Origin of the sequence: Xanthomonas sp. CFBP 8152, assembly GCF_014199025.1 — a bacterium.
Lineage (GTDB): Bacteria > Pseudomonadota > Gammaproteobacteria > Xanthomonadales > Xanthomonadaceae > Xanthomonas > Xanthomonas arboricola_B.
Map to the genome: position 1 here is coordinate 1,366,700 of NZ_JACHNO010000001.1, position 24,240 is coordinate 1,390,939.

The following is a 24,240-nucleotide window of genomic DNA, read 5'->3' on the forward strand; positions in this document are numbered from 1 at the left end:
TCATGTGATGATGGCTGGACTGATCGTGTGTGCAGGAGCGGCGAACGCAGCGACTGCACATGGCGATTATTACGGCACGCTGGAACCGTTCGCTGCCGACGCGGTGTATTTCGTGGTGACCGACCGTTTCGTCAATGGCGACCCCGGCAACGATCAGCGCGACCAGGGCGGTGCGCATCGCACGTTCGATGTGCCGACGCCTTGCGCGGATGCGGTCGGCGACAACATCGGTTACCTGGGGGGCGACTTCAAGGGCATCGTCGAGCATGCCGATTACATCCGCGAGCTGGGGTTCGGCGCGGTATGGATCACGCCGATCGTCGACAATCCGGATGAGGCCTTCACCGGCGGCAAGCCGATCAGCTGCGGCAGTACGCTCAGCGACCACGGCAAGACCGGCTATCACGGCTATTGGGGCGTGAACTTCTACACGCTCGACGAGCATCTGCCCAGTCCCGGCCTGGACTTTGCCGGCTTCACCCGCGCCATGCATGCCAACCGCCTGAAGGTGGTGCTGGATATCGTGGGCAATCACGGCTCGCCGGCCTACAGCATGCCGGCAGCGCAGCCGGGCTTCGGCAAGCTGTACGACGCCGATGGCCGCCTGGTCGCCGATCACCAGAATCTGCCGCCTGCCCAGCTGGATCCGCAGCACATTCCGCTGCACGCGTTCTACAATACCGGTGGCGGCCTGGCCGAGTTGTCCGATCTCAACGAAAACAATCCTGCGGTGCTCGATTATCTGGCTGGCGCGTATCTGCACTGGATGGAGCAGGGCGCCGACGCGTTTCGTATCGACACCATCGGCTGGATGCCCGACCGTTTCTGGCATGCCTTCATCGCGCGCATCCGCGAAAAACGTCCGGGGTTCTTCATGTTCGGCGAAGCATTCGATTACGACGCCAACAAGATTGCCGGGCATACCTGGGCGCGCAATGCCGGCGTCAGCGTGCTGGATTTCCCGTTGAAGCAGCAGCTGTCCGCTGTCTTCGGCCATGAGCAGGCCGGGTTCGAGAAGCTCGCCGCGCCGCTGTTTCTGCGCCAGGGACCGTATGCCAATCCGTACGAGTTGATGAGTTTCTACGACAACCACGACATGGCGCGCCTGGATGCCAGCGACACCGGCTTCATCGACGCGCACAACTGGCTGTTTACCGCGCGCGGCATCCCGGTGATCTATTACGGCTCGGAAACCGGCTTCATGCGCGGGCGTGCCGAACATGCCGGCAACCGCAATTACTTCGGTGCCGAGCGCATCCGCACTGCACCGCAAAGCCCGATCTTCGGCCCGCTGCAGCAGATCGCACGGTTGCGTCGGCATACCCCGGCATTGCAGCGCGGCGTGCAGGTGGATGTGCTACTACGTGGGAATCAAGCGGCGTTCTTCCGTGTCTATCAGCATGCGGGCACCAGCCAGACGGCGCTGGTGCTGCTCAACAAGGGCGATGTGGCGGCGAATATCGAGGTGACGCGTTTTGTGCAGCCAGGCACCTGGCGCGACGCGCTGAGTGGCGAGCGGGTGCCGGTGCAGCGTCGGCTGCTGGCGCAGGTGCCCGCACACGGGGTGCGGGTGCTGCTCTCGGACGCGCCGATCACCGACCCGGCCTTGCGCAGGCAGCTCGACGCGCAGATGGCCGAGCAAGCCGCGCGCGATGCCCGCAACAGGTAGGAGCGCACCCGGGCGCGATGGGCATTACCGGAACGCCAAGTCGCGCCCGGGTGCGCTCCTGCGAGGCGTCAATTCGCGGGCTGTCGCGCACGCTACAAGGAATTCCAAATCCGGAATCCCAAGCCTCGGCGCCCAGCGATTCCGCTGGCCACCTGTCCGCTTGAGAGCTTTGCCGGCCGACGGTGATTCGATCCTGGTAACGCTGCGGGCCGCGGCTGCACGGAGCGCCTGCAACAGGTAGGAGCGCACCCGGGCGCGACGGGCATTGCCGAGAACGCCAAGTCGCGCCCGGGTGCGCTCCTACGAGGCATCAATGGTCTCGCAGCCTGTCGCGCACGATTCCCAATTCCCAATTCCCAAATCAACGCCTGACAGCTCCATCAGCGGCCCGACCAGGCACCGGGTCGCCGGTCTCCGAGCCGGCCGGCCCCCAGCCCAGCGGTGGCTGCAGGCCGCTGCTGCGCGAGGAGTCGCGCACTGCCAGCTTTACCGGAATGGTGCGGCTCTGCGCCGCTTCGCCGCGGATCAGCGCCACCAGGCTCTCCACCAGGAGCGTGCCGGCCTGCTTGGTGTCCTGTTGCACCGTCGACAGTGCAGGTGCCACCGACGCAGCCAACGCGATATCGTCGAAGCCGCTTACTGCCACATCCTGCGGCACCCGCAGGCCACGCTCGCGCAAGGCGCGCATTGCGCCGATCGCAATGAGGTCGCTGGCCGCACACACCGCATCGAACGCCTTGCCGCTGTCGAGCAGCTCCAGGCACGCGGCATGGCCGGACGACTCGGTGGTGATCGCATCGAACTGCAGCGCGCGATCTGCCACCAAGGCCTGCTGTTTGAGCGCGGCGACGTATCCGCGGTAGCGCTCTTCGAACTCGGGGTAATGATTGGACGCGTGGCCGAGAAAGGCGATGCGGCGGCAGCCCTGCGCGAGCAGATGCTCGGTGATGTCCAGCCCGCCCTGATAATTGTCGCTGCCGATCGAAATGCCCGGCTGCCCCGGCAGCGCCGCGCCCCAGCGGACGAAGTGGGTGCCTTGTTCGACCAGCAACTGCAACCGCTGGCGCGACTGCTGATAATCGCCGTAGCCGAGCAGGATGATGCCGTCGGCCTTGTTGCTGTCTTCGTAATCGGCCTGCCAGTCCTTGGACAGCTGCTGGAAGGATACCAGCAGGTCGTAGCCCTGCAGCGCGCAGGCGCGGGTGATCGAGCCCAGCATCGAATGGAAGAACGGGTTGATCAGCGAATCGTCGGCGGTGGGGTCCTCGAAGAACAGCAGCGCCAGCGTGCCGGCATTGCGCAACCGCAGCGACGAGGCGTTCTTGTCGACCTTGTAGTTCAATTCCTTGGCGATGCGCAGGATGCGCTTGCGGGTTTCTTCGTTGACCATCGGGCTGCCGCGCAGTGCGCGCGACACGGTCGGTTGCGACACGCCGGCCAGGTAGGCGATATCCAGCGAGGTGGCTTTACCCTTGATGGTCATGGTCGGTACTGGCAGCACAGGTGGCCGGCATCATGCCACGCGCCCGCCGGCCCCGTGCCGGCATGCGCAACAGCGGGCTGATTGGTTTACCATTCGCTTCCAAGACCCCTTGCGAGAAGGTGGCCCGCGCCCCGCGCCGGCCCAGCGTGCGACATGAGCACTACCACCGCCCACCGCTGATTCCGGCCGCGCCAGTCCGCAGGGCGCGCGTACGGCGTTCGTTCCGCCCCACTTCTCGCCATATCTCTATCCGAGCCTGCGCCGCAACGGGCAGATCTCCCTTGCAGTCGTCGCGCTGCAGCCAGCACAGACCTCATTCTTGCCCATGATCAACATCACGCTCCCCGACGGCAGCCGCCGCGAATTCGAATCCCCTGTCTCGGTGATGCAGGTCGCCCAGTCGATCGGCGCCGGCCTGGCCAAGGCCACCATCGCCGGCCAGGTCGATGGCCAGCTGGTCGATGCCAGCGACGTCATCGACCACGATGCCAGCTTGCGCATCATCACCGCCAAGGACGCCGAAGGCGTGGAGATCATCCGCCACTCCTGCGCGCATCTGGTTGGGCATGCGGTCAAGCAGCTGTACCCGGAGGTCAAGATGGTGATCGGCCCGGTCATCGCCGAAGGCTTCTACTACGACATCTACAGCGAACGCCCGTTCACGCCGGACGACATGGCCGCGATCGAACAGCGCATGCAGGAGTTGATCGCGCAGGACTACGAGGTGATCAAGAAGGTCACCCCGCGCGCCGAGGTGATCGAGGTATTCGCCCAGCGCGGCGAGGAGTACAAGCTGCGCCTGATCGAGGACATGTCCGACGACATCACCGCGATGGGCCTGTACTACCACCAGGAATACGTGGACATGTGCCGCGGCCCGCACGTGCCCAACACGCGCTTCCTCAAGGCCTTCAAGCTGACCCGCATTTCCGGCGCCTACTGGCGTGGCGATGCCAAGAACGAGCAGCTGCAGCGCATCTACGGCACCGCCTGGGCCGACAAGAAACAGCTGGACGCCTACATCCTGCGCATGGAAGAGGCCGACAAGCGCGACCATCGCCGCATCGGCAAGCAGCAGGACCTGTTCCACCTGCAGGAAGAGGCGCCCGGCCTGGTGTTCTGGCATCCCAAGGGCTGGTCGCTGTGGCAGGTGGTCGAGCAATACATGCGCAAGGTCTATCGCGACAGCGGCTACGGCGAAGTGCGTTGCCCGCAGATCCTGGACGTGTCGCTGTGGCAGAAATCCGGTCACTGGGACAACTACCAGGACGCGATGTTCTTCACCGAGTCGGAGAAGCGCACCTACGCGGTCAAGCCGATGAACTGCCCCGGCCACGTGCAGGTGTTCAACCAGGGCCTGCACAGCTACCGCGACCTGCCGATCCGCTATGGCGAGTTCGGCGCCTGCCACCGCAACGAGCCCTCCGGCGCGCTGCACGGCATCCTGCGCGTGCGCGGCTTCACCCAGGACGACGGTCACGTGTTCTGCCTGGAATCGCAGATCGAAGCCGAAGTCACCGCCTTCCATCAGCAGGCACTGGCGGTCTACACCGCGTTCGGCTTTGACGACATCGAGATCAAGATCGCGCTGCGCCCGGAAAAGCGCCTGGGCGACGACGTCACCTGGGACAAGGCCGAAGCCGCGCTGCGCAGCGCGCTGGGCGTGTGCGGGGTGGAATGGCAGGAGCTGCCGGGCGAGGGCGCCTTCTACGGCCCCAAGATCGAGTACCACCTCAAGGACGCCATCGGCCGCACCTGGCAGCTGGGCACCATGCAGGTCGATTTCATGATGCCGGGTCGCCTCGGCGCCGAGTACGTTGACGAGCACAGCCAGAAGAAGCATCCGGTCATGCTGCACCGGGCGATCGTTGGCTCGATGGAACGTTTCATCGGCATCTTGATCGAACACCACGCCGGCGCCTTCCCGGCCTGGCTCGCCCCGGTCCAGGTCGTTGTCGCAAATATCACCGATGCCCAGGCAGACTATGTCGACTCGGTTCGGAAAACCCTTGCAAATCAAGGCTTCCGTGTGAACGCCGATTTGCGTAACGAGAAGATCGGATATAAGATTCGCGAGCATACGCTGCAACGCGTGCCTTATCTCCTCGTCGTCGGTGACCGCGAGAAGGAAAACGGCGCCGTCGCCGTGCGGACACGTTCGGGAGAGGACCTCGGGACCATGAAGGTCTCGGCCTTCATCGAACGTCTGCAGGCAGAGCAGGCAGCGTGAGCCAACCCCGGCCGGTCTGGATGATCCGGATGCGCCGGTTCGATTCCCCTGGGAGATTGCAATATCAGTACCCCTGACAACAAACAGAACCGCAAGAACCAAGAAATCCGTGTGCCGCGCGTCCGCGTGATCGGCAGTGACGGTGAGATGGTCGGCGTGTTGTCGCGCGACGAAGCGCTCGCCAAGGCCGAGGAAGAAGGCCTGGACCTGGTCGAAATCCAGCCGCAGGCCGATCCGCCGGTCTGCAAGATCATGGATTTCGGCAAGTTCAAGTTCGAGCAGCAGAAAAAGGCCAATGAGGCCAAGAAGAAGACCAAGCAGGTCGAGATCAAGGAACTCAAGTTCCGTCCGGTCACGGACGAGGGCGACTACCAGATCAAGCTGCGCAACATGCGCCGCTTCCTGGAGGAGGGCGACAAGGTCAAGGTCAATATCCGCTTCCGTGGCCGTGAAATGAGCCACCAGGAACTTGGGCGCGAGATGGCGTCCCGGATCGAGGCCGACCTGGGCGACGACATCGTCATCGAGTCGCGTCCGCGCCTGGAAGGGCGCCAGATGGTCATGATGATCGCGCCGAAGAAGAAGATCTGATTCCCGCGCCAGGACGGGCCCTCATGGGTCCGCCAGGCCGGCGACAGCAGCCATTTGCAAGAATTCCCGGTAACGGGCATACTGCGCGGCCCGGTTTTGCCGGGGCGCCGCGCAAGCGGTACAGGACCTGTCCGGATCGTGTTCGATCAAGGACTTACAAGCAGGCAAGGGCAAGGATGGAAAGCGTGGTCGCAAGACTGCCGCCCGGGTCAGTGACAAAAGACCATCAAGGACATTGCAATGCCCAAGATCAAGACCAACCGGGCGGCGGCCAAGCGTTTCCGCAAGACCGCCTCCGGCAAGTACAAGTGCGGCCACGCAAACCGTAGCCATATCCTCACGAAGAAAGCGACCAAGCGGAAGCGCAACCTGCGGCAGACGAACCACGTCCGTGCCGAAGATGCTGGCCGTCTCGATCGTATGCTTCCCTACCTCTGAGGACTGACCCATGGCACGAGTAAAGCGTGGCGTACAGGCGCGTCGCCGCCACAAGAAAATTCTGACCCTGGCGAAGGGCTACTACAACGCTCGCCGCAAGGTCTTCCGCGTTGCCAAGCAGGCAGTCATCAAGGCGCAGCAGTACGCCTACATTGGCCGCAAGCAGAAGAAGCGTAATTTCCGTTCGTTGTGGATCACCCGCATCAATGCGGCTGCCCGCATCAACGGCTTGAGCTACAGCCGTTTCATGAATGGCCTGCTCAAGGCTGGCATCACCCTGGACCGTAAGGTGCTGGCTGATATCGCCGTGCACGACGCCGCCGGCTTTGCCGCGCTGGCTGAGAAGGCCAAGGGCGCGCTGGCGGCGTAAATGCAGGTCCCGTGCAAGAGCCCGCACATCCATGTGCGGACTTTTGAAAGGGTAGTTTCTTGTCGGGGTTTGCGCATTCGTGTGCAGGCCTCAGGTGAGGGCAAGCAGATATGCGGGGGGAAGGGCGCAAGTCCTTCCCCTTTTGCGTTTTGGATGGCCGGCATCGCTGGTTGGATGCCTGGCAAGATGAAATTTGAGTGGCAATGCGTTCCGGTGCACCCGGAAACACCGTTCGGTTGACGCAGTTGAGGCGCGAGTGCAATGAGTGAGATTCAATCCCTGACCGAGCGTGCGCTGGCCGATGTCGCCGCCGCGCAGACGCCGGACCAACTGGAAGCCTTGCGCGTCGCACTGCTGGGCAAGAGTGGCAGCATCACCGCCCAGCTCAAGCAGCTCGGCACGCTGCCGGCCGATCAGCGAAAGGCCGCTGGCGAAGCGATCAACCTGTCGCGCGATGCGCTGACCGCTGCGTTGTCCGAGCGCAAGCACACGCTGGAAAACGCCGCACTGGATGCACGTCTGGCCGGCGAGCGGATCGATGTCACCTTGCCGGGTCGTCGCGGCGAACGTGGCGGATTGCACCCGGTCACGCGCACGCTCGAGCGCATCGTCGAGATCTTTGCGCGCCTGGGCTATGAGTTGTCCGATGGTCCGGAGATCGAGGACGACTGGCACAACTTCGAAGCCCTGAACTTTCCGCCGCACCATCCGGCGCGCGCGATGCACGATACGTTCTACTTCGGCGATGGCCGCCTGCTGCGCACCCATACTTCCGGCGTGCAGGTGCGCTACATGGATGCGCACAAGCCGCCGCTGCGCATGATCGCGGCCGGCAAGGTGTATCGCTCCGACTCGGATCAGACCCATTCGCCGATGTTCCATCAGGTCGAAGGCCTGCTGGTGGACGAGCATTCCAACTTCGCCGATCTCAAGGGCACCTTGTCCGAGTTCGTGCGGGCGTTCTTCGAGCGTGATTTCGAGATGCGCTTCCGCCCCAGCTATTTCCCATTCGTGGAACCGGGTGCGGAAGTGGACATCGCCTGGCAGCAGCCCGACGGCAGCACGCGCTGGCTGGAAGTGCTCGGCTGCGGCATGGTGCATCCGAACGTGCTGCGCAGCGTCGGCATCGACCCGGAGCGCTACACCGGCTTCGCGTTCGGCCTGGGCGTGGAGCGCTTCGCGATGCTGCGCTACGGCGTCAACGACCTGCGTGCGTTCTTCGAAAACGATGTGCGTTTCCTCAGGCAGTTCGCCTGACGGCGGGGAATTGGGAATGGGGAATCGTTGGAGCCGCGCGCTCCTTGGATCCCGTCCCCCAGGCCCGACGCCCCCGCTTTTGCGATTCCCCATTCTCCATTTCCGATTCCCGGCCCCTCATGAAATTCTCTGAAAATTGGCTGCGCAGCCACGTTCCCATCCAGGCGAGTCGCGACGAGCTTGCCGCGACGCTGACGGCGATCGGTCTGGAGGTCGAAGAGGTCACGCCGTTGGGCGAGGCGTTGGGGCAGGTGGTGGTGGCGCGTATCGTCGAGGCGGTGCGTCATCCGGAAGCCGATCGTCTGCAGGTCTGCAGCGTCGACGCAGGGCAGGGCGAGTTGCTGCAGATCGTGTGTGGCGCGCCCAACGCGCGTGCCGGTCTGGTGGCGCCGTTGGCGCTGGTCGGTGCGCAGATCGGCGCGCTCACCATCACCGCGGCCAAGCTGCGTGGGGTGGCGTCCAACGGGATGTTGTGCTCGGCCAAGGAGCTGGGGCTGGACAGCGATGCGTCCGGCCTGTTCGAGCTGCCCGACGATGCGCCGGTGGGTCAGGTGCTGGCCGAGTATCTGGGCCTGCCCGATGCCAGCATCGAGATCAAGCTGACGCCCAATCGCGCCGACTGCTTCAGCGTGCGCGGCATCGCCTTCGATGTGGCGGCCGCCTGCGCCAGCGAAGTGGTGGCCTTCGATGCCGGTGCGGTGGCGCCGGTGTCCACGCGCACACTGGCGGTGGAATTGCATGCTGGCAACGCAGCGCCGCGCTATTGCGGACGTGTCATCGAAGGCATCGACCCGGCCGTGAAAACGCCGGTGTGGCTGGCCGAGCGGCTGCGTCGCAGCGGCGTGCGTTCGGTTTCGCTGTTGGTGGATATCACCCAGTACGTGATGCTGGAACTTGGCCAGCCGATGCATGCGTTCGATCTGGATACGCTGCAAGGCCCGATCGGCGTACGCCACTCGCGCGGCGGCGAGCAGCTGGCATTGCTGGATGGCCGGCAGGTCACGCTGGACGACAGCTTTCTGACCATCACCGATGCCGACCGCCCGATCGCATTGGCCGGTCTGATGGGCGGCCTGGATACCCGCGTCACCGAGATCACGCGCAACGTGTTCCTGGAGTCGGCGTACTTCGATCCGGCCGCGATCATGGGGCGTGGCCGCAAGTTCGGGCTGCATACCGATGCCGGCCATCGTTTCGAGCGTGGTGTGGATCCGGCATTGCCGCCGCAAGCGATCGAAGTGGCGACGCGGCTGGTGCTGGAACTGGCCGGTGGTACCCCGGGCCCGGTCGTGCATGCGCAATTGCCGCAGCATCTGCCGCAGCCGTCGCGCATCCTGTTGCGGCGTGTGCGGATCGCGCGCGTGCTCGGTATCCAGATCGACGATGCCGAGGTCGTGCGTATTCTGGGCGCGCTCGGCATGCAGCTCGAGTCGGTTGCCGAAGGCTGGCAGGTGATGGCGCCGAGCCGTCGCTTCGATATCGCCATCGAAGAGGATCTGATCGAGGAGCTGGCGCGTATCCACGGGTACGACCGCGTGCCGACCACGCTGCCGGGTGGGGCGAGCCGGATTGCGATGCCGAGCGAAACCCAGCTCGATGAGCTCAGCGTGCGGCGCCAGCTGGTGGCGCGCGAGCTGCAGGAAACCATCAACTACGCTTTCGTCGACGCTACCTTGCTGCAGCGCTGGCAGCTGAGCGACGGCCTGGTGCCGTTGGCCAATCCGCTCAGCGCCGAGCTTGCGATCATGCGTCCGCGCCTGTTGCCGGGCCTGGTGGCGACGCTGGGCCGCAATGCCGCCCGCCAGGCCGGACGCGTGCGCCTGTTCGAGCTGGGAAAGGTGTTCGCGGCCGCATCCGACGCCGGCGCTGCCCCACAGGAGTCGCAGCATGTCGCCGCGGCCGTGTGTGGCGATGCCCTGGCGCTGCAGTGGGGCGAGCCCGCCCGCAAGGTGGACTTCCATGATCTGAAGGGCGACCTGATGGCGCTGGCCGCGGCCAGTGGCGCGGTGCTGGAGTTCCGGCCTTCTGCCCGGCCCTTCGGGCATCCGGGGCGCTCGGCCGACATCCATCGCGACGGCGTCTGCATCGGCTGGATCGGGCAGGTGCATCCGCGCCTGGCCAAGGCGTTGGACATCGACGTGGATGTGATCGCGTTCGAGCTGGAACTGACGGCGTTGGTCAAACGTGCGCTGCCGCGTGCCGGCGGGCTGTCGCGGTTCCCCTCGGTACGTCGCGATCTGGCCTTCCTGGTGCCGGAAGAGGTGAGCTGGGCGGCGCTGTCGAGCAGCGTGCGCACCACCGTCGGGCCGTTGTTGCGCGAGGTGCAGCTGTTCGACCGCTATGTCGGGCAGGGGGTCGAGCCAGGTTTCAAGAGTCTGGCTATGGGCTTGATTTTGCAGGATAACTCGCGCACTCTCACCGACCGGGACGTCGACGCAGTCGTTGCCGATGTGGTGGCCGTGATCGAGCGCGAGCACCGCGCCCGGATCCGGAGTTGAGGCGGTAACCAGGGGATTGGCATGGCATTGACGAAAGCGGAGATGGCCGAACGTCTGTTCGACGAAGTCGGTCTGAATAAGCGCGAGGCAAAGGAATTTGTCGACGCGTTCTTCGATGTGCTGCGCGATGCGCTGGAGCAGGGCCGTCAGGTGAAGCTGTCCGGTTTCGGCAACTTCGATCTGCGGCGCAAGAATCAACGGCCCGGTCGCAATCCCAAGACCGGCGAGGAAATTCCGATCTCGGCGCGCACGGTGGTGACCTTCCGTCCGGGCCAGAAGCTCAAGGAGCGGGTGGAGGCTTATGCTGGATCCGGGCAGTAATCGCGAACTACCGCCAATCCCGGCCAAGCGCTACTTCACCATCGGCGAAGTCAGCGAGCTGTGCGACGTCAAGCCGCATGTGCTGCGCTATTGGGAAACCGAATTTCCGAGCCTGGAACCGGTCAAGCGGCGCGGCAACCGGCGCTACTACCAGCGCCACGACGTGCTGATGGTGCGACAGATTCGTGGCCTGCTGTACGAGCAGGGCTACACCATCGGCGGCGCACGCCTGCGTCTGGAAGGCGATGGCGCCAAGAGCGAGTCGGCACTGAGCAACCAGATCATCAAACAGGTGCGTATGGAACTGGAAGAGGTCCTGCAACTGCTGCGCCGCTAGGAAAACGCTTCACAAAGCCGCTATAATGGCAGGCCGCCATTGCGGCGGATGCAACATCTTCGGGGTATAGCGCAGCCTGGTAGCGCACTAGTCTGGGGGACTAGTGGTCGTCGGTTCGAATCCGGCTACCCCGACCAAATACGGAGCCCATGTCTTCACGGACATGGGCTTTTTTGTTGCGTCGCAACATGCGACTCCGGGCCTGTCAGGTACGTGACACGGTATGTCCATCGGCATACTGCACAGCAGCATGAAAAGACCGGTCGAGCCCGTTTGTGTGCGGTTCTATGCGACATGGACCTGGATCACGGAACGCTGCTAAGTATCCGAAAATGCTCTAAAACATTAGCGTCGGATCAGTACGTGGATCACGTTTTGTTAACGCAGTAACGACGAACTTGAATCAATAGGCCAACGCCGTCAAAAAAATGGCGAGCAGTGTCTTGCGATGCGTTGGTTCTATGACATAGTGCACTGCAACACGTCACACCCGTCGTGATCCCGAGCATCTTGGGATGAATTTCTCTGTCGTACGTTCTTGCTGGCGCGTTGGCCGGTCGAGTGCTGCGCGAGGTCCTGTCCCACCCAACCGAGGCAGCCAGCCACACGCATGAAAAAACTGATCGGACGATTTTGCCAAGGCCTCAGCCTGGCGTTGATCTGCTCGATGGCACTGGGCGCATGCAGCACTGGTCCGAAGATGGCGGATTCCCTGCCGCTTCCGGATCCGCTGGCGATGTCCGCAGTGCAGCCGGAGTATCGACTCGCCCCAGGCGACTTGCTGTTGTTCAAGGTGTTCCAGGTCGACGATCTGGAGCGGCAGGTCCGCATCGATCAGAACGGCCACATCTCGCTGCCGTTGATCGGCGACGTCAAGGCGGCCGGTCTGGGCGTCGGAGAGCTGGAAAAACTGGTGGCAGAACGCTACGCCGCCGGCTATCTGCAACAGCCGCAGGTGTCTGTGTTCGTGCAGGAATCCAATGGTCGCCGGGTCACGGTGACCGGTGCGGTTGACGAGCCGGGTATCTATCCGGTGATCGGCGCCAACCTGACCCTGCAGCAGGCCATCGCGCAGGCCAAGGGTGTCAGCACGGTGGCCAGCCGCGGCAACGTCATTGTGTTCCGCACCGTCAATGGGCAAAAGATGATCGCCAGATTCGATCTGACCCAAATCGAGAAGGGGGCCAACCCGGACCCTGAGATCTACGGCGGCGACATCGTGGTGGTGTACCGCTCGGACGCACGCGTCTGGCTGCGCACCATGCTGGAACTGACCCCCCTTGTGATGGTGTGGCGCGCTTACCGATGAGCATGAATTCAGACAATCGTTCCTCCCCGTCTCATCGTCATGGGCATCTTGAGGTGGCCGACGTCGGCTTGCTCGACTACTGGCGCGCGCTGGCGTCGCAGCGCTGGCTGATCATTCTGATCACCGCCGCGGCAGTGGCGCTGGCTCTTGGCGTCACCCTGCTGATGCCGGAAAAATACCGCGCCACCAGCACGCTGCAGATCGAGCGCGACTCGCTCAACGTGGTGAATGTCGACAATCTGATGCCGGTGGAATCACCGCAGGATCGCGATTTCTACCAGACCCAGTACCAGCTGCTGCAGAGCCGTTCGTTGGCCCGCGCGGTGATCCGCGAAGCCAAGCTCGATCAGGAGCCGGCGTTCAAGCAGCAGGTCGACGAAGCGCTTGAGAAGGCCGCTGCCAAGAATCCGGAAGCCGGTAAGTCGGTCGACTCGCGTCAGGCGATCGTCGAGCGCAGCCTGACCGATACCCTGCTGGCCGGACTGGTGGTCGAGCCGATCCTCAATTCGCGTCTGGTCTACGTCAATTACGATTCGCCGGATCCGGTGCTGGCTGCCAAGATCGCCAACACCTACACCAAGGTGTTCATTGTCAGTACCCAGGAACGCCGCATCAAGGCATCGTCGTTCGCGACCAAGTTCCTGGCCGAGCGCCTGGAGCAGTTGCGCGACAAGGTGGAGGACTCGGAAAAGGATCTGGTCTCCTATTCCACCGACGAGCAGATCGTGTCGGTAGGCGACGACAAGCCGTCGCTTCCGGCACAGAACCTGAGCGACCTCAATGCGATGTTGGCATCGGCGCAGGACACCCGCATCAAGGCAGAGGCCGCCTGGCGTCAAGTCAGCAGCGGTGACGCGATGTCGCTGCCACAGGTGCTGAGCAACCCGCTGATTCAGAGCCTGCGCGGCGAGCAGATCCGCTTGAACACCGATTATCAGCAGAAGCTGTCGACCTTCAAGCCGGACTATCCGGAAATGCAGCGCCTGAAGGCGCAGATCGAAGAGTCGCGTCGCCAGATCAATGGCGAGGTCATCAATATCCGCCAGTCGCTCAAGGCGACGTACGACGCGTCGGTGCATCAGGAGCAGTTGCTCAACCAGCGCATCGCCGGACTGCGGACCGATGAGCTGGACCTGCAGAGCCGCAGCATCCGCTACAACATGCTCAAGCGCGACGTCGATACCAACCGCCAGCTCTACGATGCGCTCCTGCAGCGCTACAAGGAGATCGGTGTGGCGAGCAACGTCGGATCCAACAACGTGACCATCGTCGATACCGCAGACGTGCCTACGTCGAAGACTTCGCCGAAACTCAAATTGAACCTCGCGTTGGGCTTCATCTTTGGCGTATTCCTGGGCGTGGCTGTGGCTCTTGTGCGCTACTTCCTGCGTGGCACGGCAGCGCAGACGCGGCTGGACTGACATCGTCGTGTTGCACAACGATGGTTAATTGAAGTGACAACTGATTCAGCGTGGAAAAGGGTGGATCCCGTATGTTTCGGGCTCCTTCGTTTGAAAGTTTGTCTCTGTTGAAACAAAGGGCTGTCGTGCGATCTGGGGTCGGTAGGTATTACCGCGGTGATCGTTCGACGGAGATGATTGAAAGCTCGCGTGCGATTCGTATGTTCCCCCGCATGCGCCGTATCGAGTTTGGAGGACATCCCCATGCTTTTGGCAGACTTGAGTAGCGCGACTTACACCACATCCTCGCCGCGATTGTTGTCCAAGTATTCGGCTGCAGCCGACCTGGTCCTGCGCGTCTTCGACCTCACCATGGTCGTGGTCTCCGGGCTGATCGCTTATCGCATCGTCTTCGGCTCCTGGGTGCCTGCGGCACCGTACCGGGTCGCCATCGCCACCACGCTGTTGTATTCGGTGATCTGCTTTGCGCTGTTCCCGCTGTATCGCAGCTGGCGCGGTCGCGGACTGTTGAGCGAGCTGATGGTGCTGGGTGGTGCCTTCGGCGGCGTGTTTGCGCTGTTCGCGGTGCACGCACTGATCGTGCAAGTGGGTGAGCAGGTCTCGCGCGGCTGGATCGGCCTGTGGTTCGTCGGTGGGCTGGCTTCGTTGGTGGCGGCCCGCACGGTGCTGCGCGGCTTCCTGAATCACCTGCGCACCCAGGGGGTGGACGTGCAACGCGTGGTGGTGGTGGGTTTGCGCCATCCGGTGATGAAGATCAATCACTACCTCAGCCGCAATCCCTGGGTCGGCATGAACCTGGTCGGCTACTTCCGCACGCCGTACGACATCGCCGTGACCGAGCAGCGTCAGTCGTTGCCGTGCTTGGGCGATCCGGACGCGCTGATCGAGTATCTGAAAGACAACCAGGTCGAGCAGGTATGGATCTCGCTGCCGCTGGGCGAACGTGACCACATCAAGCAGTTGCTGCAGCGTCTGGATCGCTATCCGATCAACGTGAAGCTGGTTCCGGACCTGTTCGACTTCGGTCTGTTGAACCAGTCCGGCGAGCAGATCGGCAATGTGCCGGTGATCAACCTGCGCCAGGGCGGCGTGGATCGCGACAACTACTTCGTGGTCGCCAAGGCCTTGCAGGACAAGATCCTGGCCGTGATCGCGCTGATGGGGCTGTGGCCGCTGATGGCAGCGATCGCCGTCGGTGTGAAGATGAGCTCGCCTGGTCCGGTGTTCTTCCGCCAGCGTCGCCATGGTCTGGGTGGGCGCGAGTTCTACATGTTCAAGTTCCGCTCAATGCGCGTGCATGACGACCATGGCACCACCATTCAGCAGGCGACCAAGAACGATACCCGTATTACCCGTTTCGGTGCGTTCCTGCGCCGCAGCAGCCTGGACGAGTTGCCGCAGATCTTCAACGTGCTCGGTGGCAGCATGTCGATCGTGGGGCCGCGCCCGCATGCCGCGCAGCACAACACCCATTACGAAAAGCTGATCAATCACTACATGCAGCGCCATTATGTCAAGCCGGGCATCACCGGTTGGGCGCAGGTCAATGGATTCCGTGGCGAAACTCCGGAGCTGCGCACGATGAAGAAGCGCATTCAGTACGACCTGGACTACATCCGTCGCTGGTCGTTGTGGCTGGATATCCGCATCATCGTGCTGACCGCAGTACGTGTGCTCGGACAGAAGACCGCGTACTGATGATGGCGGGGAGTGTGCGACCTGGCGCGCTGGGCGCCGCGGGCGGCTGCATCGCAGCCGTCCCCTTCAAGCAGGCGTCTGCATGCTGATCCGAATGAGCGACGAGGCCCGCGTTCGCTGGCACAACCTGCTGATCGAGCTGACGCTGCTGATCGGCGTCGGTTATAACCTGGTGCTGGCGCTGATCAACGCGAATGTGTTCACCGTACGTCCGGTGATCACCTACGCAGTCGAGTTCATCATCTACGCCGCATGTTTCCTGCTCGGGTTGGGTTCGCTGAGCCGCAAGCGCATCGCATTGATCATCAGCGGACTGGGGCTGATCGTTACCTTGATGTTCGTGCGCTTCCTGGTGAACTGGCAGATCGATCCGAAGTTCTTCCGCGACGCGTTGGTGGTGTTTGCGTTCGTGGTGCTTGGTTCGGCTTACACCGGGTCGGTGCCAAAACTGTTCGTGCGGATGACCATCATCGTGTCGCTGGTTGCAGCGTTCGAACTGGCGATGCCGAGCGCCTACGGCGATCTGGTCAATCCGAAGAGCTTCTTCGTCAACGCACGTGGCATGAGCGCGGAAGGGTTCTGGAACGAAGACAGCAACCTGTTCGTCAGCGCCACGCGACCGGGCGAGCGCAACTTCCTGCCGGGCTCCAATCTTCCCCGCGCCTCCTCGATGTTCATCGAGCCGGTGACGATGGGTAACTACATCTGCTTCTTTACCGCGATCGTGTTGGTGTTCTGGCGCTGGATGCGGCCGGCGATGCTGATTCTATCGGTCGGTTTGATCGGTTTCATGATCGTGGCCTCCGATGGCCGACTCGCGGCGGGCACCTGCGTATTGATGGTGCTGTTGTCGCCGCTGTTGAAACGTCTGGATCAACGGCTGGCGTTCCTGATTTTTCTGATCGTGATCATGACTGCGTGGTTGCTGGTGTGGATCACCGGAATCAGCGCCTATCAGGACACCACGATGGGCCGGGTATTTTTCACAGTCAATTCGATGAATAACCTGTCCTTCAACTCGTGGATGGGTCTGGATTTTGCGCAGGCGTATCGTTACTTCGACAGTGGCATCGCCTACTTCATCGCATCGCAGTCGATCGTCGGCGTGCTCGCATTCCTGCTGTCGTATTCATTCCTGTTATTGATGCCGAGCAAGGAAGGGCAGCTGTTCAAGAACCTGGCGATCTTTGCGTTCGCACTGAGCCTGCTGGTATCCAACGGCTATTTTTCGATCAAGACGTCTGCATTGTGGTGGTTCGTGTGCGGCTGCCTGTGGCACATGCTGCCGACCTGGTCTGCTGCAACCGCTGCGCGCCTGCCCGCACAGGATCCGGCCGACGACGCGGCGCGATTGCCACTGTCCGCAGGAGGCGCGCGATGAGTGTGGCGGCAACGCAGGCACCCCGGCCGGTCGCACCGGTCGCCGGCGCGTCCGTTGCCACCGGCGGGCGCAGCCGCGACCCGCGTATCGACGCCGGCAAGGCCCTGGCGATTCTGCTGGTGGTGTTCTGCCACGCCAAGGGCGTGCCGCATGCAATGACGTTGTTTGCCTACAGCTTTCACGTGCCGCTGTTTTTCATGATGTCCGGTTGGCTGGCGGCGGGCTATGCGTCGCGGACCACCGGGTTGTCGCAGACCATCGGCAAGCAGGCGCGCAGCCTGTTGTTGCCGTATGTAACGTTCTATCTGCTCGGTTACGCGTATTGGTTGCTGACGCGCAATATCGGCGAGAAGGCGGCGCGCTGGGGAAGCCACCCGTGGTGGGAGCCGATCGTGGCGATGTTCACCGGCATCGGCCCCGATCTGTATGTGCAGCCCCCGTTGTGGTTCCTGCCGGTGATGCTGGTGACGGTGCTGAGCTACGTGGTGTTGCGCCGCTGGATGTCGCCGTTGGTGATCGCGGTGGCGTCGTTGATCCTGGCCTGGTGCTGGATGCGCTGGTTTCCGGGCCAGCAAGTGCGACTTTTTTTTGGCCTGGACGTGCTGCCGGTGTCGCTGTGCTTTTATGCGCTGGGCGCCCTGTTGATCCACGTTTCTGCACGTCTGCCGACCTCCTTGCCGGTGAGCGCGCTGGCGACGGTATTGCTGGCGCTGCCGGTGGCCTGGCTGGCTGATCGTAATGGCCGGATCGACGTCAACATGCTGGAGTTCGGCCGCAACCACGCCGGGTTTGTGGTCAGCGCAGTACTCGGCTCACTGATGGTGATCTGTGCCGCACGGTTGGTGCAGGGCTGGGCCTGGATACAGTGGATCGGCCGCAATACCTTGCTGATCCTGTGCACCCACATGCTGGTGTTCTTCGTGCTCTCCGGTGTCGCGGCGCTGGCCGGCGGATTCGGTGCCTCGCGTCCGGGGCTCGGCTGGGCAGTGTTCGTGACGGTATTTGCGCTGCTCGCGTGCGTGCCGCTGCGCTGGTTGCTGATGCGTTTTGCGCCGTGGACCCTGGGTGCCCGACCGGTGGCGGCATGAGCGGCGCTGCACCATGACCACCGCGCCGTATTCCGACGCGGCCGGGCACGGCGGCCTGGGTGCCAAGGCCGCACCGGCGCCTGCGTTGACCCGCGATTGGCAGATCGATGCCGCAAAGGCGCTGGCCATCGTCCTGGTGGTGTTGGGGCATGCCAACGGCATGCCGGCCGCCTACAAGTTGTTCGCCTACAGTTTTCATGTGCCGCTGTTTTTCGTGCTGTCCGGCTGGGTGGGCGAGCGCTTCGGCCACCGCGCATTGACGGTGGCGACGATCGCGAAGTTGGCGCGCACGTTGCTGGTTCCCTATGTCGCGTTTTTCATGGTGGCCTACGCCTGCTGGTTGCTGATGGGAGTGACCAGCCGCGCGCCGCATCCATCGCATGTGCTGCCGTGGTGGGATCCGTTTGTCGGCCTGTTCTGGGCCAACGGCACACGCCTGTACGTGCTTCCGGCGTTGTGGTTCCTGCCGGCCTTGTTCGTCACCACGCTGGCCTATCTCGCCTTGCGCACGCGCCTGACGACGGCGGCCCTGGCTGCAGCCAGTCTGTTGCTCGCCTTGGCATGGGCGGGCTGGTTTCCGTCAGTGCACCTGCGGCTGCCGTTGGCGCTGGATGTATTGCCTGTCGCGCTGTTCTTCATCGCCGTGGGCGGATGGCTGTCGCGCTATGCCGATCCACTGCGGGCGCTTGGCGCCTCTTTCTGGGCGCCGGCACTGCCGGTACTGGCGGTGGCGTGGTGGTGGCTGGCCGGATGGAACGGGCAGGTGGATGTGAACAATCTGCAGTTCGGGCGTTCCGCTGCGGTGTTCCTGCTGGTCAGCCTGCTGGGTACCGCAATGACATTGTGTGTGGCGTATTTCGTTCGACAGTGGCGTTGGCTGCAGTGGATCGGTGGCAATACCTTACTGATCCTGTGCACGCACACATTGGTGTTTCTGGTGCTCACCAGTGTGGTGGCACGAACGGGCGTGACCGCACGCAGCCTGATCGGCACACCGGCCTGGGCGATGGGTCTGAGCGCGTTTGCTGTCGCTGTCAGTGTGCCGATGCGTGCGGTGCTGGTGCGCGCTGCGCCGTGGATGTTGGGATTGAAACGTAAATGACGAGCTTCCAGAATGATCAGCCGAGCATGCAGATGTGTCTGCGTCGCTGGCACAGGAGATTGGCGTAATGAAAGTGGTGCATGTCGTCCGCCAATTCCATCCTTCGATCGGAGGCATGGAGGAAGTCGTTCTCAATGTGGCCCGGCAACACCAGGCCACCAGTGCCGATACGGTGGAGATCGTGACCCTGGATCGGGTGTTTACCGATCCGAGCGCGCAGCTTGCGGAGCAGGAGACACATCAGGGCTTGCCGATCCGACGCATCGGTTATCGCGGCTCGTCGCGTTATCCGTTGGCGCCGTCCGTGCTGAGCGCGATCCGCTCGGCCGATCTGGTGCATCTGCACGGCATCGATTTTTTCTACGACTATCTGGCGCTGACCAAGCCGCTGCATGGCAAGCCGATGGTGGTGTCCACGCACGGCGGCTTCTTCCACACCGCGTACGCCTCGCGGATGAAGCAGCTATGGTTTCAGACGCTCACCCGCACCTCGGCATTGGCGTATGCGCGGGTGATCGCAACCAGCGAGAACGACGGCGAGCTGTTCGCCAAGGTGGTCTCGCCGGCGCGTTTGCGGGTGATCGAAAACGGCGTGGACGTGGAAAAATACGCAGGGCAGGGCGCAGCGAGGCCGGGGCGGACCATGATGTATTTCGGCCGCTGGTCGGTGAACAAGGGCCTGATCGAAACCCTGGAGCTGCTGCAGGCGGTATTGCAACGTGATCCGCAGTGGCGGTTGATCATTGCAGGGCGCGAATACGACTTGAACGAGGCCGACCTGCGCAAGGCGATAGCCGAGCGGGGCTTGCAGGACAAGGTGCAACTCAGCATGTCGCCCTCGCAGGAGCAGCTGCGCAGCCTGATGCAGCAGGCGCAGTTCTTCGTCTGCCTGTCGCGCCATGAAGGCTTCGGCATCGCTGCGGTCGAGGCGATGAGTGCAGGCCTGATTCCGATCCTCAGCGACATCCCGCCATTCGTGCGACTTGCCAGCGAATCGGGCCAGGGCGTGATCGTCAACCGCGACCGGATCGATGCGGCCGCAGACCAGGTACAGGCGCTTGCGCTGCAGGCGGATGCGGATTTCGATACGCGTCGTGCAGCGTCCATGGCGTACGTGAGCCGCTACGACTGGAAGCATGTGGTCGGACGCTACGTCGACGAGTACCACACTGCGTTGGGCACGCGCGCTACCCGGGAGGCAGTGCGATGAGCGCGCCCGAAGCGGCAACGACTGCGCGGGCGAGCGCGCAGCCACAGGTCACCGTGCTGTTCTCCACCGAGAAGCCCAATGCCAGCACCAATCCATATCTGACCCAGCTTTACGCTTCGTTGCCCGCTGCAGTGCAACCGCGCTTCTTTTCGATGCGCGATGCGCTGTTGTCGCGCTACGACGTGCTGCATCTGCACTGGCCGGAGTATCTGTTGCGCCATCCCAGTGCGGTCGGCACCCTGGCAAAACAGGTGTGTGCAACGCTGTTGCTGCTCAAGCTGCAGCTGACCGGCACGCCGGTGGTGCGTACCTTGCACAACCTGGCGCCGCACGAAGATCGTGGCTGGCGCGAGCGCGGCCTGTTGCGCTGGATCGATCGGCTGACGCGCCGCTGGATCCGCATCAACGCGACCACGCCGCCGCGGCCGCCCTTCACCGACACCATCCTGCACGGCCATTATCGCGAGTGGTTTGCGAAGATGCCGCAAGGCACGCCAGTTCCTGGGCGGTTGCTGCACTTCGGCCTGATTCGCCCGTACAAGGGTCTGGAAACGCTGCTGGAGGTGATGCGTCAGGTCGACGATCCGCGCCTGAAGCTGCGTATCGTCGGCAACCCGGCCACGCCGCAGATGCGCAGCCTGGTGGAGGCGGCCTGCGCGCAGGATCCGCGGATGAGCGCCTTGCTGGCCTATGTCGAAGAACCGGTGCTGGCACGCGAAGTCAGCGAGGCCGAGTTGGTGGTGCTGCCGTACCGGCAGATGCACAACTCCGGCACCTTGTTGCTGGCGTTGTCGCTGGCGCGCCCGGTGCTGGCACCGTGGAGCGAATCCAACGCGGCGATTGCCAACGAAGTCGGCCCCGGTTGGGTGTTTCTCTACGAGGGCGAATTCGATGCGGCATTGCTGACCGGCATGCTGGACCAAGTGCGCGCCGCGCCGCGCGGCCCGGCGCCGGATCTCTCGCAACGTGACTGGCCACGGATCGGACAGCTGCACTACAGCACCTACCTGGAAGCGCTCGGCAAGGATGGAGACGCCGCGCTGTGACCGCAGAGATCCCGACGATGAATTCCCCCACGCCGCCGCCACAGCGCAGCCTCGGTTCGCGCGCCGCCGGTGGCGCGGCGGTGACCATGATCGGCCAGTCGGCCAAGATGGTCGTGCAATTCGGCGGCATCATCCTGCTGGCGCGCTTGCTGACGCCTTACGACTACGGCCTGATGGCGATGGTCACCGCCATTGTCGGTGCGGCCGAGATCCTGCGCGACTTCGGCCTGTCCGCCGCTGCCGTACAGGCCAAGCATGTCAGCCGCGAGCAGCGCGACAACCTGTTCTGGATCAACAGCGGCATCGGCTTGTCGCTGTCGGTGGCGGTGTACGCCTCTGCCCACGTGATCGCCAATTTCTACAAAGAACCGGCGCTGGTGACGATCTCCCAGGCGTTGGCGGTGACGTTCCTGATCAATGGCATGACCACGCAATACCGCGCGCATCTGAGCCGCGGGCTACGGTTTGGCCAGGTCGCGCTCAGCGATGTGGGATCGCAGGTGCTGGGCCTGGGCGCGGCCGTCGCTGCCGCCTTGCTGGGTTGGGGCTATTGGGCGCTGGTGGTGCAGCAGGTGGTGCAGGCGGTGGTCAATTTCATCATCGCCGCAAGCTGTGCACGCTGGTTGCCGGGCGGGTATCAACGTTCGGCACCGATGCGCGACTTCATGAGCTTCGGCTGGAACCTGATGGCCGCGCAGCTGCTGGGCTATGCCAGCCGCAACGTCGGGCAGGTCATCATCGGTTGGCGCACCGGCCCGGACGCACTGGGTCTGTACAACCGTGCGTTTCAGCTACTGATGATGCCGTTGAATCAGATCAACGCGCCCGCCACCAGTGTGGCGTTGCCGGTGTTGTCGCAGTTGCAGGACGACCGCGAACGCTTCAGCGCCTTCCTGCTGCGCGGGCAGACGGTGATGGTGCATCTGATCGTTGCGCTGTTCGCCTTCGCCTGCGCGCTGGCCATGCCGCTGATCGTGCTGGTGCTGGGCGAGCAGTGGCGCGAGGCGGTGCCCCTGTTCCAGGTGCTGACGCTGGGCGGTATTTTCCAGACTGCGTCGTATGCAACCTACTGGGTATTCCTTGCCAGGGGCCTGATGCGTGCGCAGTTGCTGTTCTCGCTGGTCAGCCGCATCGTGCTGATCGGCTGCATCTTCGTCGGCTCGCGCTGGGGCGCGATGGGCGTGGCGATCGGTTATTCGTTCGGCCTGTTGGTGACCTGGCCGTTGTCGCTGCTCTGGGTCGGCAAGATTTCCGACGCACCGGTAGGCGCACTGTTCACCAATGCGGTGCGCGCGATGACGGCGTATGGCGTGGCGGGGGCGTGCGCGTGTTACGCATCCATCACCGTCGGTGGCCCGCTGTGGCAGCAGCTGGCCGTTGGTGCGGCCACGATGGCGGCGGTCTGTCTGCTGGCGTTGGCGATCTGGCCCGCGTTCCGCCGCGACGTCATTGCCATCCTCAATATCCGCAAGTTGCTCAAGCAGGCCAAGGCACGCCAATGAGATCGACATTGTCTTCGCCTGCGTTCTTGCATGCTTTCTCCCACTCATTCATAGGACACGGCCCATGAGCGATACACCCGTCGCCGCTTCCGGCATTCGCCGGCCTTGCTACCTGGTCCTGTCCGCCCACGATTACCGCACGCCACGGCGCGCCAATATCCACTTCATCACCGATCAACTTGCGCTACGCGGCACCACCCGGTTTTTCTCGCTGCGCTACAGCCGGCTGTCGCGCATGAAAGGCGACATGCGGCTGCCGCTGGACGACACCGCAAACACCGTGGTGTCGCACAAGGGCGTGGACTGCTACCTGTGGCGCACGACGGTGCATCCGTTCAACACGCGCCGCGCCTGGCTGCGTTCTGTCGAAGATGCGATGTTCCGCTGGTATGCCGCGCATCCGCCACGCCAGTTGCTGGACTGGATGCGCGAGGCCGACGTGATCGTGTTCGAAAGCGGGATCGCGGTGGCCTTCATCGAGCTGGCCAAGCGCGTCAACCCGGCAGCGAAGCTGGTCTATCGCGCCTCCGATGGCCTGAGCACGATCAATGTCGCGTCCTATATCGAGCGCGAGTTCGACCGGGTTGCACCGACGCTGGATGTCATCGCACTGGTGTCGCCGGCAATGGCAGAGGAAGTGGCAAGCCGCGACAACGTGTATCACGTCGGCCACGGGGTGGACCACAACCTGGATCAGCTGGGCGACCCGTCGCCGTATGGCGAAGGCATCCACGCGGTCGCGGTGGGCTCGATGTTGTTCGACCCGGACTTCTTCGTGGTTGCCAGCAAGGCGTTCCCGCAGGTCACGTTCCACGTGATCGGGTCGGGCATGGGCCGGCATCCCGGCTATGGCGACAACGTGATCGTCTATGGCGAGATGAAGCACGCCGAGACCATCGGCTACATCAAGCACGCCCGTTTCGGGATCGCGCCTTACGCATCCGAGCAGGTGCCGGTGTATCTGGCCGATAGCTCGATGAAGTTGTTGCAATACGATTTCTTCGGCCTGCCTGCGGTGTGTCCGAATGCCGTCGTGGGGCCGTATCAATCGCGTTTCGGCTACACTCCCGGCAACGGTGAATCGGTCATTGCGGCCATCAGTCGCGCGCTGGACGCACCGCGCGTGCGTTACCGCCAATGCCTGAATTGGTCCGACACCACCGACCGCGTACTGAATCCCGGTGCGTATCCAGAAACCCGTTTGTACCCGCAGCAGAATGGCGCAGCTGCGCGCGCTTCTTCGGAGGCCGTGCTCTCGCACTGATGCCGCGCACCCAACTTTAGGAGAC

20 protein-coding genes and 1 tRNA gene are annotated in these 24,240 nt (G+C 63.4%); 20 read left to right on the forward strand and 1 reads right to left on the reverse strand.

All coding sequences use genetic code 11. From position 1 onward, the window contains the following. Nucleotides 1–7: 7 nt before the first annotated feature. Complete coding sequence (locus tag FHT09_RS05770) at nt 8–1,669, forward strand: alpha-amylase family glycosyl hydrolase (protein WP_181141355.1); 1,662 nt, start codon at nt 8–10, stop codon at nt 1,667–1,669. A gap of 361 nt (nt 1,670–2,030) precedes the next feature. Here the strand turns inward: FHT09_RS05770 and FHT09_RS05775 are convergent, their stop codons facing one another. Continuing rightward, entirely contained in the window at nt 2,031–3,152 is a 1,122-nt protein-coding gene (locus FHT09_RS05775; protein WP_104606498.1) for a LacI family DNA-binding transcriptional regulator, read from the reverse strand. Nucleotides 3,153–3,477: 325 nt separating this feature from the next. Here FHT09_RS05775 and thrS point away from each other — a divergent pair, with 325 nt between their 5' ends. From thrS to FHT09_RS05870, 19 genes are all read left to right on the forward strand, one after another. Beyond that, on the forward strand, nt 3,478–5,382 hold the full coding sequence (gene thrS / locus FHT09_RS05780; protein WP_104606497.1) for a threonine--tRNA ligase: 1,905 nt from the start codon (nt 3,478–3,480) through the stop codon (nt 5,380–5,382). Between the two features lie 63 nt (nt 5,383–5,445). After that, nucleotides 5,446–5,973: a translation initiation factor IF-3 gene (gene infC / locus FHT09_RS05785; RefSeq protein ID WP_304941635.1), complete on the forward strand. Its 528-nt coding sequence runs from the start codon at nt 5,446–5,448 to the stop codon at nt 5,971–5,973. Nucleotides 5,974–6,213: 240 nt separating this feature from the next. Further along, a complete protein-coding gene (gene rpmI, locus FHT09_RS05790) occupies nt 6,214–6,411 on the forward strand; it encodes a 50S ribosomal protein L35 (protein WP_002811096.1) in 198 nt (65 codons plus the stop codon). Nucleotides 6,412–6,421: 10 nt separating this feature from the next. Next, nucleotides 6,422–6,781 (forward strand): 50S ribosomal protein L20, encoded by a 360-nt coding sequence (gene rplT / locus FHT09_RS05795; protein ID WP_003484828.1) that lies wholly within the window; start codon nt 6,422–6,424, stop codon nt 6,779–6,781. Nucleotides 6,782–7,042: 261 nt separating this feature from the next. Then, nucleotides 7,043–8,038 (forward strand): phenylalanine--tRNA ligase subunit alpha, encoded by a 996-nt coding sequence (gene pheS / locus FHT09_RS05800; protein WP_104606496.1) that lies wholly within the window; start codon nt 7,043–7,045, stop codon nt 8,036–8,038. Between the two features lie 119 nt (nt 8,039–8,157). Further along, complete coding sequence (pheT, locus tag FHT09_RS05805) at nt 8,158–10,536, forward strand: phenylalanine--tRNA ligase subunit beta (RefSeq protein WP_104606495.1); 2,379 nt, start codon at nt 8,158–8,160, stop codon at nt 10,534–10,536. A 21-nt stretch (nt 10,537–10,557) separates the two neighbouring features. Beyond that, on the forward strand, nt 10,558–10,857 hold the full coding sequence (locus tag FHT09_RS05810) for an integration host factor subunit alpha (protein ID WP_002811076.1): 300 nt from the start codon (nt 10,558–10,560) through the stop codon (nt 10,855–10,857). Beyond that, on the forward strand, nt 10,838–11,194 hold the full coding sequence (locus FHT09_RS05815; protein ID WP_005995911.1) for a MerR family transcriptional regulator: 357 nt from the start codon (nt 10,838–10,840) through the stop codon (nt 11,192–11,194). The genes FHT09_RS05810 and FHT09_RS05815 overlap by 20 nt, the downstream gene beginning before the upstream one ends. A gap of 60 nt (nt 11,195–11,254) precedes the next feature. Next, nucleotides 11,255–11,331: transfer RNA gene (locus tag FHT09_RS05820), tRNA-Pro, on the forward strand. A 473-nt stretch (nt 11,332–11,804) separates the two neighbouring features. Then, nucleotides 11,805–12,503, forward strand: a complete 699-nt coding sequence (locus FHT09_RS05825; protein ID WP_016903310.1) for a polysaccharide biosynthesis/export family protein — start codon at nt 11,805–11,807, stop codon at nt 12,501–12,503. Continuing rightward, nucleotides 12,485–13,924 (forward strand): GumC family protein, encoded by a 1,440-nt coding sequence (locus FHT09_RS05830; protein ID WP_181126245.1) that lies wholly within the window; start codon nt 12,485–12,487, stop codon nt 13,922–13,924. The genes FHT09_RS05825 and FHT09_RS05830 overlap by 19 nt, the downstream gene beginning before the upstream one ends. A 243-nt stretch (nt 13,925–14,167) precedes the next feature. Beyond that, nucleotides 14,168–15,622 carry an undecaprenyl-phosphate glucose phosphotransferase gene (locus tag FHT09_RS05835; RefSeq protein ID WP_039522126.1) on the forward strand — a complete coding sequence of 485 codons (1,455 nt, stop codon included), beginning with the start codon at nt 14,168–14,170 and terminating at the stop codon, nt 15,620–15,622. A gap of 94 nt (nt 15,623–15,716) precedes the next feature. Then, nucleotides 15,717–17,003, forward strand: a complete 1,287-nt coding sequence (locus tag FHT09_RS05840; protein WP_181141350.1) for a polysaccharide biosynthesis protein GumE — start codon at nt 15,717–15,719, stop codon at nt 17,001–17,003. Continuing rightward, complete coding sequence (locus FHT09_RS05845) at nt 17,000–18,091, forward strand: acyltransferase family protein (protein ID WP_104606493.1); 1,092 nt, start codon at nt 17,000–17,002, stop codon at nt 18,089–18,091. Before FHT09_RS05840 ends, FHT09_RS05845 begins: the two co-directional genes overlap by 4 nt. 13 nt (nt 18,092–18,104) lie before the next feature. Continuing rightward, nucleotides 18,105–19,193, forward strand: coding sequence for an acyltransferase family protein (locus FHT09_RS05850; protein WP_104606492.1), 1,089 nt, complete (start codon nt 18,105–18,107; stop codon nt 19,191–19,193). 67 nt (nt 19,194–19,260) lie between these two features. Beyond that, nucleotides 19,261–20,403 (forward strand): glycosyltransferase family 4 protein, encoded by a 1,143-nt coding sequence (locus FHT09_RS05855; RefSeq protein WP_104606491.1) that lies wholly within the window; start codon nt 19,261–19,263, stop codon nt 20,401–20,403. Beyond that, nucleotides 20,400–21,449 (forward strand): glycosyltransferase, encoded by a 1,050-nt coding sequence (locus tag FHT09_RS05860; RefSeq protein ID WP_104606490.1) that lies wholly within the window; start codon nt 20,400–20,402, stop codon nt 21,447–21,449. Before FHT09_RS05855 ends, FHT09_RS05860 begins: the two co-directional genes overlap by 4 nt. Nucleotides 21,450–21,466: 17 nt before the next feature. Continuing rightward, nucleotides 21,467–22,951: a lipopolysaccharide biosynthesis protein gene (locus tag FHT09_RS05865; protein ID WP_104606489.1), complete on the forward strand. Its 1,485-nt coding sequence runs from the start codon at nt 21,467–21,469 to the stop codon at nt 22,949–22,951. A gap of 64 nt (nt 22,952–23,015) precedes the next feature. Further along, on the forward strand, nt 23,016–24,215 hold the full coding sequence (locus tag FHT09_RS05870; RefSeq protein WP_104606488.1) for a glycosyltransferase: 1,200 nt from the start codon (nt 23,016–23,018) through the stop codon (nt 24,213–24,215). The last annotated feature ends 25 nt before the right edge of the window (nt 24,216–24,240 follow it).

Bases quoted from the DNA above. Each gene is read 5' to 3' on its own strand.
- FHT09_RS05870 (WP_104606488.1), top strand. From the start codon at position 23,016: ATGAGCGATACACCCGTCGCCGCTTCCGGCATTCGCCGGCCTTGCTAC.
- pheS (WP_104606496.1), top strand. From the start codon at position 7,043: ATGAGTGAGATTCAATCCCTGACCGAGCGTGCGCTGGCCGATGTCGCC.
- FHT09_RS05835 (WP_039522126.1), top strand. From the start codon at position 14,168: ATGCTTTTGGCAGACTTGAGTAGCGCGACTTACACCACATCCTCGCCG.
- FHT09_RS05860 (WP_104606490.1), top strand. From the start codon at position 20,400: ATGAGCGCGCCCGAAGCGGCAACGACTGCGCGGGCGAGCGCGCAGCCA.
- FHT09_RS05855 (WP_104606491.1), top strand. From the start codon at position 19,261: ATGAAAGTGGTGCATGTCGTCCGCCAATTCCATCCTTCGATCGGAGGC.
- FHT09_RS05775 (WP_104606498.1), bottom strand. From the start codon at position 3,152: ATGACCATCAAGGGTAAAGCCACCTCGCTGGATATCGCCTACCTGGCC.
- rpmI (WP_002811096.1), top strand. From the start codon at position 6,214: ATGCCCAAGATCAAGACCAACCGGGCGGCGGCCAAGCGTTTCCGCAAG.
- FHT09_RS05840 (WP_181141350.1), top strand. From the start codon at position 15,717: ATGAGCGACGAGGCCCGCGTTCGCTGGCACAACCTGCTGATCGAGCTG.
- FHT09_RS05865 (WP_104606489.1), top strand. From the start codon at position 21,467: ATGAATTCCCCCACGCCGCCGCCACAGCGCAGCCTCGGTTCGCGCGCC.
- FHT09_RS05845 (WP_104606493.1), top strand. From the start codon at position 17,000: ATGAGTGTGGCGGCAACGCAGGCACCCCGGCCGGTCGCACCGGTCGCC.
- FHT09_RS05815 (WP_005995911.1), top strand. From the start codon at position 10,838: ATGCTGGATCCGGGCAGTAATCGCGAACTACCGCCAATCCCGGCCAAG.
- FHT09_RS05825 (WP_016903310.1), top strand. From the start codon at position 11,805: ATGAAAAAACTGATCGGACGATTTTGCCAAGGCCTCAGCCTGGCGTTG.
- thrS (WP_104606497.1), top strand. From the start codon at position 3,478: ATGATCAACATCACGCTCCCCGACGGCAGCCGCCGCGAATTCGAATCC.
- FHT09_RS05770 (WP_181141355.1), top strand. From the start codon at position 8: ATGATGGCTGGACTGATCGTGTGTGCAGGAGCGGCGAACGCAGCGACT.
- FHT09_RS05850 (WP_104606492.1), top strand. From the start codon at position 18,105: ATGACCACCGCGCCGTATTCCGACGCGGCCGGGCACGGCGGCCTGGGT.
- rplT (WP_003484828.1), top strand. From the start codon at position 6,422: ATGGCACGAGTAAAGCGTGGCGTACAGGCGCGTCGCCGCCACAAGAAA.
- pheT (WP_104606495.1), top strand. From the start codon at position 8,158: ATGAAATTCTCTGAAAATTGGCTGCGCAGCCACGTTCCCATCCAGGCG.
- FHT09_RS05810 (WP_002811076.1), top strand. From the start codon at position 10,558: ATGGCATTGACGAAAGCGGAGATGGCCGAACGTCTGTTCGACGAAGTC.